This window comes from Micromonospora noduli (assembly GCF_003264365.1).
Classification (GTDB): domain Bacteria; phylum Actinomycetota; class Actinomycetes; order Mycobacteriales; family Micromonosporaceae; genus Micromonospora; species Micromonospora noduli.
In genome coordinates this window covers 1-11930 of sequence record NZ_PYAK01000043.1, presented here as the reverse complement: position 1 = coordinate 11930, position 11930 = coordinate 1, and the positions used below count along the sequence as shown (strand labels likewise).

The window sequence follows — 11930 nt, the reverse complement described above, 5'->3', positions numbered from 1 at the left end:
GGCGATGTTCACCGGAACCGCGGTCTTCGACCTGCTGCTGCCGGGCGACTCACGGTCGCTCAAAGCCAAGAGATCATATGTACGGCCGATCGTGGCGGCGCTGCGCCGCTTCGAGGTGTCGGCCGCCGAGGTGGGTGCGCTCGACCTGCATGGTCGAGCGCAGCTGGCGGTGGCCGTGGTGGCCGCCGAGACGGCGCACGTCCGCGAGGTGCTCGACTCCTGTGAGCGCCTGGTGGCCAATCGCCCCGAGGTCGAGTTGCTGTCGGTTCGACGCCGGCTCTACGGCGTGGACGACGACTGACCATGGTGCCGGGCTGTGCCGGGCGACCGGAGCGGCCCCGAAGGTAATGTTCGAGATGTTGGCCGGTCGGCCGGCGGCCTGCGGGCCGCCGGGTCGGCCGGAAGCAGGACGCCGTGGAGGTGGCGAGATGTCTGATCCGGCCAAGGTACGCCGGCACGCGGAACGGGTGCGTGAGCTGGTCGCGTCGGTGGTGCGGAGCCAGATCAAGGACCCGCGGCTCGGGATGATCACCATCACCGATGCCCGGATTACCGCTGACCTGCGTGACGCGACGGTCTTCTACACAGTGCTCGGTGACTCGGTGGCCCAGGCGGACACCGCGGCGGCGCTGGAGAGCGCCAAGGGGCTGCTGCGCAGCACTGTCGGCAAGGCCCTCGGGCTGCGCCACTCGCCGACCCTCACGTTCGTCCTCGACGACGTGCAGGACCAGGTCAAGCACATCGACGACCTGCTCGCCGCCGCCCGCAACGCCGACGCCGAGGTGCAGCGGCTCGCCGCCCAGGCGAAGTACGCGGGCGAGGCCCAGCCGTACCGGGTGGACGACGAGGACGAGACGGACGAGGCCGACGAGGCCACCGACGTCAAGGAGACCCCGCGGGGTGGGGAAACTCGGTGACCAGCACCGCAAGCGCCCCGTCCGCCGGGGCAGCCGGGCTCGGCCCCGCCGAGGCGGACTGGGCCGCGGCCGAGGCGTTGGTGCGGGCTCTCCCGCCGACCGCCCGGGTGCTGCTGATCTGCCACATCAATCCGGACGGCGACGCGCTGGGCAGCATGCTCGGCTTCGGCCTGGGCCTGCGGCAGTTCGGCGTACGCGACGTGCAGGCGACCTTTCCCGGGCCGCCGGAGCTGCCGGAGCCGCTCCGGGGGCTGCCCGGGCTGGACCTGCTGGTCCCGGCGGACGCCGCCGACCCGGCGCCCGATCTGGTGATCTGCTTCGACGCGGCGAGCGAGTCGCGTCTCGGCGAGTTGGCCGGGCGGTTGTCGTCGGCGGGTGCGGCGCTGGTGCTCGACCACCACGCCTCCAACCCCGGTTTCGGCACTGTCAACCTGGTCGACGCGGGTGCGGCGGCCACGTCGGTCGTGGCCGAACAACTGTTGGCCCGGCTCGGGGTGGTGGTGGATCCGGCCATCGCCGAGTGCCTCTACGTGGCGCTGACCACTGACACCGGCTCGTTCCGGTTCGAGGCGACCACTCCGGCGGTGCACCAGATGGCCGCGCGATTGCTGGCGACCGGCATCTCGCCGGGTGACATCTCCCGGCGGGTCTTCGACACCCGGCCCTTCGGCGCGGTCCGCCTCTTCGGTGAGGTGCTCGGCCGGGCTCGACTGGAGCCGGCCGCCGCCGGAGGTCGCGGCCTGGTCTGGACCTTCGCCACCCTCGATGACCTGGCCCGGCACGACCAGCGGCCGTACGTGCTGGAGGCGCTGATCGACTCCGTGCGCTGCACCGCCGAGGCGGATGTGAGCTGTGTGGTGAAGCAGACCAGGCCTGCCGAGTGGGCGGTGTCGATGCGCAGCAAGGGCGCGGTGGACGTCAGTCGGGTCGCGGTGGCGCTGGGCGGTGGTGGGCACACGTTCGCGGCCGGGTTCACCGGTCGGGGCACCGCCGAGCAGGTGGTCGAGTCGATCCGCGGTCAGCTGGACGCGGCGCTCATCGGCTGACGAGCCTTCGGCCGCCATCGATCCGTCGGTCCGGAAGATCAGGGTCAGCTCCGGGGAGTGTTGGTCTTCCCGCGTTCCGTGATACCGGGAAGAATTGCGGGATGGAGCAGCCGCACGACCTCACCGTGGAGGCCCCCCGCGCCTGGGACCGGCCCGCCGTCTCCGTTCCGGTCCTCGTCTGCCTGTCGCTCGTCGGTGGCCGGTTCGCGTCCTTCTCCACCGAGGCGAATCTGTTCACCCTCGGGACGGGTGGGGTGCTGATCTGGCTCGGTCTGAGCAACCGGGTGCCCCGTCGGCCGGCGCCGCGCCGGCTGGGCACGGGGGCGGTCTGGTGGGCGGTGCCGGTGGTGGTCTTCGGGGTCTTCGAGGGCGTGACCTTCGTGCTGGCTGCCGGCGATGACTTTCCCACCTTCTCCCGGTTGGCCGATCCTCTCCTGGAGGATCAACTGACCCGGTCAGCGGTCTGGTTCGCCTGGTTGGCAGCCTTCTGGGGGCTGGTGCGGCGATGATGCGCGCGCTCGCGATCGGCGGCTTCCTCGCCGCGCTGATCCTCTTCGCGGTGGTCGAGTGGTTGGCCCGGCGGGAGGGGTCACGGATCCCCACCCTGGGCGAGGTCTGTGCCTATGTGATGCGCTACGAGGTCGGTCCGGTGCCGGTGGGCCGGATCGGTCTGTTCGGGTTCTGGTGGTGGCTGGGCTGGCACTTCCTGGCTCGCTGAGCCGGGCTGCCGACCGTCCAAATGGCGGGAACCGTAAGCAGTATGTGGACCTGAACGATAACTTGGGAGAAGGCCGGTGCCGCGTAGCGGTGCAGGTCATGGGCGGTGGTGCCACACCCCGTGCCGCCTCCCTCCAGGGTCGGATCGACCCGGGCTCACGCTGCCCAGTCGGCTGCTCCGGTAACCCCGGACCGCCGTGGGGCGCTCAGCAGGACCGCCCGTGAGGGCCGCCGCGTGTCGGCGGCTCACGCCCTGGGAAGGGGAGCGCCACCATGCCGAACAAGCCCAAGCCCGAGACCACCACCGACGACGCCCGCGAGCAGGCCCGCCGCGCGCTGCAGACGTCGATGGACACCCGTCAGTGACTCGTCTCGACTGGTGGTGACGCCGCCGACGCGCCGCGCCGACGGCGTGACCGTCCGGCCGCCACTGGGGGTCGAGTCGTTCAGGACAGGAACGTGTCCAGGGCCGCCTCGATGGTGCCGGAGTCCGGCGTCGCGTACGCCCTCATGGTGGTCTTGTCGTACGAGATGAAACTCGGGCACCTGTTCGTCGGGGCGGTCACGGTGCCGCCGTCGCCGATCTTCTCGGCGGTCCTGGCCGAGTAGAAGGTCAGGGTGTAGCGCGACGAGACGTAGTCGATGGTGACCTTCTTCTCCGCCTTGTCCTTGTACTGACACTTCTTCGGGGCGCCCTGGCTGCCCTCGTCGAACTTCAGGCAGCCGACCACCGACACCTTCTGGTAGTCCGCGCCCTTGGCGTAGTAGGACTTGTCCGAGGGGACGTACGTCGACGACCAGGACGTCGGCCGGTCGGGGTTGTTCGAGAACGTGTACGCCTTGGCGCCGGCCGGGCCGCTGTAGGGCGCCGCGTTCAGGATCGGGCTGCCTTCGCAGACGTTCGCCAGGTCGCTGGAGTATCGGGCGGTCATCGAGTTGTTGTTCGGTGGGTCCGCCTGCCCCGGCGTGGGGACGGTCCCCGCGCCCGGCGTGCTGCCGGTGCCCAGCGTGGGGGTGGAGGACGTGCCCCGTGCGGGCTCGTCGTCATCGTAGGCGAGCAGGAGGCCGATTCCCGCGCCGCAGATGGCGAGTATGACGACCACCGCGCCGGCGACCAGCCCGATGATCAGGCCCTTGTTCGACCTGTCCGGCGCCGGTGGCGGTGGTGTGCCGTAGTACGGCTGGGGTGGTGGCTGTCCGTACGGCGGGTAGCCGCCCTGCTGCGGGGCCGGCGGGCCGCTCCAGGGGGTGACGTTCGGGTCGGGCGGAGGGTAACTGTCGCTCACTGTAATAAGGCCTATCGCTGTCGTGATGCCCCCCGCGTGGGAGCCTCGGACAGGGTAGTGAGCGCCGCAAACCGGGATGCCGGCGACACGGAGCGCAGCAGGGCCTCGATCCCCGGTGACGTCCGCCGAGCCGGTCGAGTGTGGGTTCGTAAGTTACCAGTGGCCTTGTGCTCCTTACCGTGGCCATGCCAGGATCGGCGGCGATGAACCACGCCACCACCGCTCACCGACCCGCCTCGCCCCGGCGGATCGCCGCGCTCGCACTGCCGGCCCTCGTGGTGCTCGCCGCCGAGCCGCTCTACGTGCTGGTCGACACCGCCGTGGTCGGTCACCTCGGCCGGGTGCCACTCGCCGCGCTCGCCGTCGGAGGCACGGTCATGACGCTCACCGCCTGGGTGGGCACCGTGGTCGCCTACGGCACCACCGGCCGCGCCGCCCGCCGCTTCGGCGCCGGTGACCGGGCCGCCGCTGTCGCCGAGGGCGTCCAGTCGTCCTGGTTGGCGTTCGGCGTCGGTCTGCTGATCGCGATCGGCATGCAGGTCGGCGGCGGCGCGCTCGCGCGTACCCTCGCCGGTGGTGGTGGCGAAGTCGCCGACGCCGCCGCCCAGTGGTTGCGGATCGCGGCCCTCGGCGCTCCCGGCCTGCTCCTCGCCGCCGCCGGCAACGGCTGGCTGCGCGGCGTGCAGGACACTCGCCGCCCCCTGTACTTCGTGCTCGGCCCCAACCTGCTCTCCGCGCTGCTCTGTCCGCTGCTGGTCTACCCCGGCGGGCTGGGTCTGGTCGGCTCGGCAGTGGCCAACGTCGTCGCGCAGACGCTCTGCGGGGTGCTCTTCGCCGCCGCCCTGATCGGTGAGCGGGTGTCGCTGCGACCCCAACCTCGTGTGATCCGCCAACAACTGGTGCTCAGCCGCGACCTGCTGATCCGTGGGCTGGCGTTCCAGGCCAGCTTCCTGTCCGCGACCGCCGTCGCCGCCCGCTTCGGTGCCGCCGCCGTCGGTGCCCACCAGATCGCCCTGCAACTCTGGTTCTTCACCGCCCTGGTGCTCGACGCCCTCGCCATCGCCGCGCAGTCCCTGGTCGGTGCCGCGCTCGGCGCCGGCGACGACGCGGGTGCGCGGGCGCTCGCCCGCCGGGTCGGGCTGCTCGGCGGCGTCTGCGGCGTGGGCTTCGCGCTGCTCGTCGCCGCCGGCGCGGGCGTGGTGCCGTCGTGGTTCAGCTCCGATCAGGGAGTACGCGAGCAGGCCATGGTGGCCTGGCCGTGGTTCGTCGTCATGCTTCCGCTGGCCGGGGTGGTCTTCGCCCTCGATGGCGTGCTGATCGGCGCCGGCGACGTGCGTTACCTGCGCAATCTCACCATCGTGGCGGCGCTCGGCGGCTTCCTGCCGGCCATCTGGCTGGCATACGCGCTCGACCTCGGGCTGGGCGGCATCTGGGCCGGGCTCACAGTGTTCGTGGTGATCCGGCTGGTCGCCCTGCTGCTGCGACTGCGCAACGGCAGGTGGGCGGTGACCGGCGCGGTCCGCTGACCGGGTCGCCGGTGCCCGCCGGTCAGCAGCGCATGGTGGTCGGCGCGGGCGCGCCAAGGTCGAAGATGGTGCCGGGATCGCCAGCGGGTATCCGCTTCCCGTGCAGGGCTGCCAACCAGTACTGCTCGCGGACCCAGCCGTCCCGCAGCTGAGCGCAGTCCGCGTTCCAGGTGATGGCCTCCGCTGAACCGAGCCACAGACCTTTGGAGGACGCCTGCACGTCGTCCGGGTGCGGCACCTGCCAGACCACCCGGTCGCGGAGTGCCACCACAGCGGCTCCGGCGGGGGCCCGCGGGTCCACGTTGAACGGGTACGCCCACACGAACTCCGTGGAAACCTCCAACAGTCGGATCCCCTTCTCCTCGGTGGTGGCCCGGTAACTGATCCGGCCGGCGGCTCGCGCGCCGGGCTGCCACTGTGACGGCGACGCCATCCGGGTCGCGTATCGAAGGAAGCTATTGGTGGTGAAGTCCGGCCGGAGCCGCTCGCGGGCGTCCGGGGCGAGCAGCGCCAGGAACGGCTCGGGATCACCCATGAACATCGAGGTGTCGAGCCGGCTCTTGATCAACGCCTTGCGTACCGACTCCAGTGCGGTCCGCACCTGGGTCGCTGTGAACGGCCCGGTGGCCTTGGCCGCCGGCATCCGCACGGCCTCCTCACCCGGCGCGAAGGAGGCCGCTGGCGACCCGGCAAACAGGTCGCGTGGCTCGCCGACCCTGCTCACCGGCGGGGTGGGGCTCGCCGTGGGGCTCGCCGAGGCGGATGCGGAGACACCATCGGTAACTCGACCGACCAACACCACCCCGCCGACGACCATCAGCACGGTCAGCACCAGGCCGAAGCCGAGCAGTAGCGCCCCGTTGTGCCGGGCCGAGAAGAAGCGGACCCGGTCCCACCCGGTGGGCTGGTGCTCGGTCTGCGGTGCCCGCAGCCAGTCCGGTAGCTGCACCGGGTTGACCTGCGCCACCGCGGCGGGCGGCGTTGGTGGGTCGACCGGGTCCGTCGGTGTGGTGCTCTCCATGGTTCCTCCGTCAGTATTCGCCGCTGGTGGCCAGCGCGAGCAGGTAGTAGGTGCCGGTCACCAACGCGGTCCCGAGGACGACTGCCACGACGAACGACAGCACGGCGACGAGGTGCGGATGCGACTCGCTCCATCTGCTCCGGCCGCGCCAGTGCCACACCGCCCGGCGGGCGGCCCGAAGCGCCGGCCAACCCTCGATCAGCTCGTCGACATATCGTGCCGGCGTTCGCCGCTTCGGCGTCGGCTGCCGCATCCACTGCGGTAGGTCGACGCGAGCGCGGTGCTCGTGGCCGGGAGGTCGGTCGGAGGTCATCGGCGGTCCTGGTCCCTTGGCGACGGCATCGGGCGGATGATCTTCGCATCCATGACGGTCGGTCGGCTGCCCCACTCGACCTTCCGCCGGATGGACGCCTCGTCGCGACGAACCGGCCCAGACCGCGTGAGCGGAGGCTGGGGTCACGCCGGGCCTGCCCACGCACTGCGCAGTGGGGGGCATCTGGCAGGCTTGGCCGACGTGAGCACCGATGGTCTGATCGTGGTCGACAAGCCCGGCGGCATGACGTCGCACGACGTGGTGGCGCGCATCCGCCGACTGGCGAAGACCCGACGGGTCGGGCACGGCGGCACCCTCGACCCGATGGCGACCGGCGTGCTGGTGATCGGTGTCGGCCGGGCCACCCGGCTGCTGACCTACGTGATCGGCGCGGGCAAGAGCTACACCGGCACCATCCGGCTCGGCCAGACCACGGTCACCGACGACGCCGAGGGCGACGTGACCGCCACCCTGCCGGCCGGGCAGGTCACCGACGACGCGATCCGGTCGACGCTGGCCGGGCTGAGCGGCGAGGTCGACCAGGTGCCGAGCGCCGTCAGCGCCATCAAGATCGACGGGCAGCGGGCGTACAAGCGGGTCCGCGACGGGGAGAGCGTCGAGCTGCCGGCGCGGCGGGTCACCATCTCCCGGTTGGAGGTGCTGGCGATCCGTCGCAGCGAGCCGGACGTGGTCGACGTGGACGTGGACGTGACCTGCTCCTCCGGCACGTACATCAGGGCCATCGCCCGGGACGCCGGCCTGGCGCTCGGCGTCGGCGGGCACCTCACGGCGCTGCGGCGTACCGCTGTGGGTGGCTTCACCCTCGCCGAGGCGGCGACGCTCGACGAGTTGGAGCAGCGCGCCCCGGACGTGGTGAACCTGCCACTGGACGCGGCGGCCGACCGGTTCTTCGCGCGCCGGGAGGCCACGCCGGACGAGGCCCGGGTGCTCGCCCACGGTGGGCCACTGGACCCGGCCGGCCTCACCGGGCCGTACGCCGTCTTCGGGCCGACCGGCGGCCTGATCGCTATCGTCAGCGAGCGGGACGGGCGGGCCCGCGCGGAGATCGTGCTCGCACCGGCCTGACAGCGCAGCGCAGGTCCGCCGGCCCGCAGCCGGCGGTGTCGACCCGCCGCCGGCGGGACAGCAGAGAGGAACGGCATGCAGCGGTGGCGGGGCTACGACGCGGCGCCCGGCGGGTGGGGACGCTCGGTGGTCACCATCGGCGTCTTCGACGGCGTGCACAAGGGGCACCAGGCGACGATCGGGCACGCGGTGGCCCGGGCCCGCGAGTTGGGTGTGCAGTCGGTGGTGGTCACCTTCGACCCGCACCCGGCCGAGGTGGTCCGCCCCGGTTCGCACCCGGCGGTGCTCACCGAGCCGGCCCGTAAGGCCGAGCTGATCGAGGCGCTGGGCGTGGACGTGCTCTGCGTGGTGCCGTTCACCCCGGAGTTCTCCCGGGTGCCGGCCGAGCAGTTCGTGCACGACGTCCTTGTCGAGCACCTGCACGCGGCGTTGGTGGTGGTCGGCAGCAACTTCCGCTTCGGGCACCGGGCCGCGGGCGACGTGGCGTTGTTGGAACGGCTGGGTCAGACGTTCGGCTTCGGCGTGGAGGGCGGCCCGCTGGTCGCCGAGGACGGCACCGTCTTCTCCTCCACGTACATCAGGTCCTGCGTCGACGCGGGTGACGTGGGCGCCGCGGCCGCCGCGCTGGGCCGCCCACACCGGGTGGAAGGCGTCGTGGTCCGCGGCGACCAGCGGGGCCGGGAACTGGGCTTCCCCACCGCCAACCTGCTCTGCCACCGGTACGCGGCGGTGCCCGCCGACGGCGTCTACGCGGCCCGGCTGATCCGCCGCGGTCAGCACGAGCCGCTGCTGGCGGCGGTGTCAGTGGGCACCAACCCGACCTTCTCCGGCCGGGAGCGGCGGGTGGAGGCGTACGCTCTGGACTTCTCCGGCGACCTGTACGGCGAGCGGCTGGCGCTGGACTTCGTGGCGCACCTGCGTGGTCAGATCCGGTACGACTCGATCGAGCCGTTGATCGCCCAGATGAATCAGGACGTCGAGCGCACCCGGCGCGTACTGGCCTGATCGTGGTGGGGTGACGGGCCGCCACCGAGGCCCTTCGCCGGGTGTTACCGGCGAGTGCTGGTAGTCTTGCCGGGACGTCGGGTGACCGGCGTGGGGCCTCGCGTGCCTGCTCGACGCCGCGGGTGCGAGGTACCGGTCCGTTCCCGGTCCATCGGGACGACGGACACCCACTTGATCAACCCATCGAAACAGGGAGAACATGGCGCTCGATCAGGAAGCCAAGGCCAGCATCCGCGCGGAGTACGCGACCGCCGAGGGCGACACCGGTTCGCCGGAGGTCCAGGTTGCGGTCCTCACCAAGCGGATCGCCGAGCTGACCGAGCACCTGAAGGTGCACAAGCACGACCACCACAGCCGCCGTGGGCTGCTGCTGCTGGTCGGCCGGCGCCGTCGGTTGCTCAACTACGTCCAGAAGAAGGACATTGCCCGCTACCGGTCGCTCATCGAGCGGCTCGGTCTGCGCCGGTGACGTGACGGGGGAGTGGCCGGACGGCCGCTCCCCCGTACCGCGTCCCACCTGAAGAAACACGGGCCGCGCGACCACCCGAGAGGGAGCCGGTCAGCGTACCGGTCTCCGGTAGTGGCCCCCGGGAACTCCGGCATCATGCCGGCCACCCGGGCGCTTCGATCGAAGACCGGCCGGCTGAGCAGCTCCCCGATGTCGTGGGCCCACGACGCGAAGGAGCACGACAGCACATGACCGAGACCAAACTCGGCACCGAATCCCGCACCGCCGTGATCGACAACGGGTCCTTCGGCACCCGCGAGATCACCTTCTCCACCGGTCGGCTGGCTCGCCAGGCCGCCGGTTCCGTCATCGCCCAGCTGGGCGAGACGGTCGTTCTCTCCGCCACGACCGCCGGTAAGCACCCGAAGGAGCAGTTCGACTTCTTCCCGCTGACCGTCGACGTCGAGGAGCGGATGTACGCCGCGGGCCGCATCCCCGGCTCGTTCTTCCGCCGTGAGGGTCGGCCCAGCGAGGACGCGATCCTCACCTGCCGGCTGATCGACCGGCCGCTGCGCCCGTCCTTCGTCAAGGGCCTGCGCAACGAGGTCCAGGTCGTCGAGACCATCCTCGCGCTCGACCCGCAGCACCCGTACGACGTCGTGGCGATCAACGCCGCCTCGATGTCGACCAAGCTCTCCGGCCTGCCGTTCTCCGGCCCGATCGGGGCGACCCGCGTCGCCCACATCGACGGCCAGTGGGTCGCCTTCCCGACCCTGGAGGAGCTGGCTCGCGCCACCTTCGACATGGTCGTGGCCGGCCGCACGCTCGAGGACGGCGACGTCGCGATCATGATGGTCGAGGCCGAGGCCACCCCGAACGCCGTCGCCCTCATCTCGGCCGGTGCCACCGCCCCGACCGAGGAGGTCGTCGCCAGCGGTCTGGAGGCCGCGAAGCCGGCGATCCGTGAGCTGTGCCGCGCGCAGAGCGAGCTGGCCGAGGTTGCCGCCAAGCCGGTCACCGAGTTCCCGGTCTTCCTGGACTACCAGGACGACGTGTACGACGCCGTCTCCGAGCTGGCCCGCGGCGACGTGGCCGAGGCGATCACCATCGCCGGCAAGGCCGACCGCGAGGAGGCCCTGGACCGGGTCAAGGGCCGGGTCGCCGAGGAGCTGGGCGCACGGTTCGAGGGTCGGGAGAAGGAGCTCAGCGCTGCCTTCCGGTCGCTGACCAAGTCCGAGGTGCGCAACCGCGTGCTGCGCGAGCAGGTCCGCATGGACGGGCGTGGCCCGCGCGACATCCGGGCGCTGACCGCCGAGGTCGGCGTGCTGCCCCGGGTGCACGGTTCGGCGCTGTTCGAGCGGGGCGAGACCCAGATCCTGGGCGTCACCACGCTGAACATGCTCCGCATGGAGCAGATGGTGGACACGCTGTCCCCCGAGAACCGCAAGCGCTACATGCACAACTACAACTTCCCGCCGTACTCGACCGGTGAGACCGGCCGGGTCGGCTCGCCGAAGCGTCGCGAGATCGGCCACGGCGCCCTCGCCGAGCGCGCGCTGATCCCGGTGCTGCCGTCGCGCGAGGAGTTCCCGTACGCCATCCGGCAGGTGTCGGAGGCGCTCGGCTCCAACGGCTCCACCTCGATGGGTTCGGTCTGCGCCTCGACGCTGGGTCTGCTCTCCGCGGGTGTCCCGCTGAAGGCGCCGGTCGCCGGCATCGCGATGGGGCTCATCTCCGACGAGGTGGACGGCAAGACCCAGTACGTGACGCTGACCGACATCCTCGGTGCCGAGGACGCGTTCGGTGACATGGACTTCAAGGTCGCCGGCACGCCGGAGTTCGTCACCGCGCTCCAGCTCGACACCAAGCTCAACGGCATCCCGTCGGACGTGCTGGCCGCCGCGCTGCAGCAGGCGAACGAGGCCCGCCAGGTCATCCTCGGGGTCATGAAGGCGGCGATCGAGGCTCCGGCCGAGATGTCCGACTACGCTCCGCGGGTCACCACCGTCAAGATCCCGGTGGACAAGATCGGCATGGTGATCGGCCCGAAGGGGCAGACCATCAACGCGATCCAGGACGAGACCGGCGCCGAGATCTCCATCGAGGACGACGGCACGATCTACGTCGGCGCCACCAACGGCCCGTCGGCCCAGGCGGCCGTCGACCGGATCAACGGCATCGCCAACCCGACGCTGCCGAAGCAGGGCGAGCGGTTCCTCGGCACTGTGGTCAAGACCGCCGCGTTCGGCGCGTTCATCTCGCTCCTGCCGGGCCGTGACGGCCTGCTGCACATCTCCAAGGTGGGCGACGGCAAGCGCGTCGAGCGTGTTGAGGACTTCCTCAACGTCGGTGACCGGGTCGAGGTCGAGATCGCTGACATCGACGCCCGCGGCAAGATCTACCTCGACAAGGTCCGCCCGGAGGGCACCGAGGCTCCGGCCGCCGGTGAGGCCGCCGCTGGCGACCGGCCGGCTGGTCGGGACCGGGGCGACCGGGCTCCGCGTGACCGCGGCGACCGCGAGCGTGGCGGCGACCGTGGCGGGCGTGGCCCGGAGCGCGGCGGCG

13 protein-coding genes are annotated in these 11930 nt (G+C 71.6%); 10 read left to right on the top strand and 3 right to left on the bottom strand.

Going from position 1 to position 11930, the window contains the following annotated elements; genetic code table 11:
• Positions 1–4: 4 nt before the first annotated feature.
• The 5 genes from GUI43_RS24875 (at position 5) to GUI43_RS24855 (ending at position 2681) form a co-directional block, all read left to right on the top strand.
• A complete protein-coding gene (locus GUI43_RS24875) occupies positions 5–301 on the top strand; it encodes a DUF503 domain-containing protein (protein WP_091400377.1) in 297 nt (98 codons plus the stop codon).
• Positions 302–428: 127 nt separating this feature from the next.
• Positions 429–917 carry a 30S ribosome-binding factor RbfA gene (gene rbfA, locus GUI43_RS24870; RefSeq protein ID WP_112699913.1) on the top strand — a complete coding sequence of 163 codons (489 nt, stop codon included), beginning with the start codon at positions 429–431 and terminating at the stop codon, positions 915–917.
• Positions 914–1963, top strand: coding sequence for a DHH family phosphoesterase (locus tag GUI43_RS24865; protein ID WP_112699912.1), 1050 nt, complete (start codon positions 914–916; stop codon positions 1961–1963). The genes rbfA and GUI43_RS24865 overlap by 4 nt, the downstream gene beginning before the upstream one ends.
• Before the next feature lie 101 nt (positions 1964–2064).
• On the top strand, positions 2065–2472 hold the full coding sequence (locus tag GUI43_RS24860; RefSeq protein ID WP_112586549.1) for a hypothetical protein: 408 nt from the start codon (positions 2065–2067) through the stop codon (positions 2470–2472).
• Complete coding sequence (locus GUI43_RS24855) at positions 2472–2681, top strand: DUF6186 family protein (protein ID WP_181518492.1); 210 nt, start codon at positions 2472–2474, stop codon at positions 2679–2681. The genes GUI43_RS24860 and GUI43_RS24855 overlap by 1 nt, the downstream gene beginning before the upstream one ends.
• Positions 2682–3126: 445 nt before the next feature.
• Here the strand turns inward: GUI43_RS24855 and GUI43_RS24850 are convergent, their stop codons facing one another.
• Positions 3127–3966, bottom strand: coding sequence for a hypothetical protein (locus GUI43_RS24850; RefSeq protein WP_112586553.1), 840 nt, complete (start codon positions 3964–3966; stop codon positions 3127–3129).
• 203 nt (positions 3967–4169) lie between these two features.
• On the opposite strand from GUI43_RS24850, the gene GUI43_RS24845 reads away from it, so the two are divergent.
• Positions 4170–5492, top strand: a complete 1323-nt coding sequence (locus GUI43_RS24845; protein WP_112699911.1) for an MATE family efflux transporter — start codon at positions 4170–4172, stop codon at positions 5490–5492.
• Positions 5493–5514: 22 nt separating this feature from the next.
• On the opposite strand, the gene GUI43_RS24840 is transcribed toward GUI43_RS24845, so the two are convergent.
• Together GUI43_RS24840 and GUI43_RS24835 are read right to left on the bottom strand one after the other, a co-directional pair.
• The gene (locus tag GUI43_RS24840) at positions 5515–6513 is read right to left on the bottom strand and encodes a hypothetical protein (protein WP_112699910.1); all 999 of its coding nucleotides are present in this window, start codon (positions 6511–6513) and stop codon (positions 5515–5517) included.
• A gap of 10 nt (positions 6514–6523) precedes the next feature.
• Positions 6524–6826 (bottom strand): hypothetical protein, encoded by a 303-nt coding sequence (locus tag GUI43_RS24835; protein WP_112699909.1) that lies wholly within the window; start codon positions 6824–6826, stop codon positions 6524–6526.
• A 201-nt stretch (positions 6827–7027) separates the two neighbouring features.
• On the opposite strand from GUI43_RS24835, the gene truB reads away from it, so the two are divergent.
• The 4 genes from truB to GUI43_RS24815 form a co-directional block, all read left to right on the top strand.
• Complete coding sequence (gene truB / locus GUI43_RS24830; protein ID WP_112699908.1) at positions 7028–7912, top strand: tRNA pseudouridine(55) synthase TruB; 885 nt, start codon at positions 7028–7030, stop codon at positions 7910–7912.
• A gap of 75 nt (positions 7913–7987) precedes the next feature.
• Entirely contained in the window at positions 7988–8917 is a 930-nt protein-coding gene (locus GUI43_RS24825) for a bifunctional riboflavin kinase/FAD synthetase (RefSeq protein ID WP_112699907.1), read from the top strand.
• A 199-nt stretch (positions 8918–9116) separates the two neighbouring features.
• Entirely contained in the window at positions 9117–9386 is a 270-nt protein-coding gene (gene rpsO, locus GUI43_RS24820) for a 30S ribosomal protein S15 (RefSeq protein WP_030337594.1), read from the top strand.
• A 227-nt stretch (positions 9387–9613) separates the two neighbouring features.
• The coding region (locus GUI43_RS24815; protein WP_112699906.1) for a polyribonucleotide nucleotidyltransferase at positions 9614–11930 on the top strand (2317 nt) is incomplete at its 3' end.

Bases quoted from the DNA above. Each gene is read 5' to 3' on its own strand.
- rpsO (WP_030337594.1), top strand. From the start codon at position 9,117: ATGGCGCTCGATCAGGAAGCCAAGGCCAGCATCCGCGCGGAGTACGCG.
- GUI43_RS24860 (WP_112586549.1), top strand. From the start codon at position 2,065: ATGGAGCAGCCGCACGACCTCACCGTGGAGGCCCCCCGCGCCTGGGAC.
- GUI43_RS24855 (WP_181518492.1), top strand. From the start codon at position 2,472: ATGCGCGCGCTCGCGATCGGCGGCTTCCTCGCCGCGCTGATCCTCTTC.
- GUI43_RS24845 (WP_112699911.1), top strand. From the start codon at position 4,170: ATGAACCACGCCACCACCGCTCACCGACCCGCCTCGCCCCGGCGGATC.
- GUI43_RS24840 (WP_112699910.1), bottom strand. From the start codon at position 6,513: ATGGAGAGCACCACACCGACGGACCCGGTCGACCCACCAACGCCGCCC.
- rbfA (WP_112699913.1), top strand. From the start codon at position 429: ATGTCTGATCCGGCCAAGGTACGCCGGCACGCGGAACGGGTGCGTGAG.
- GUI43_RS24825 (WP_112699907.1), top strand. From the start codon at position 7,988: ATGCAGCGGTGGCGGGGCTACGACGCGGCGCCCGGCGGGTGGGGACGC.
- GUI43_RS24875 (WP_091400377.1), top strand. From the start codon at position 5: ATGTTCACCGGAACCGCGGTCTTCGACCTGCTGCTGCCGGGCGACTCA.
- GUI43_RS24835 (WP_112699909.1), bottom strand. From the start codon at position 6,826: ATGACCTCCGACCGACCTCCCGGCCACGAGCACCGCGCTCGCGTCGAC.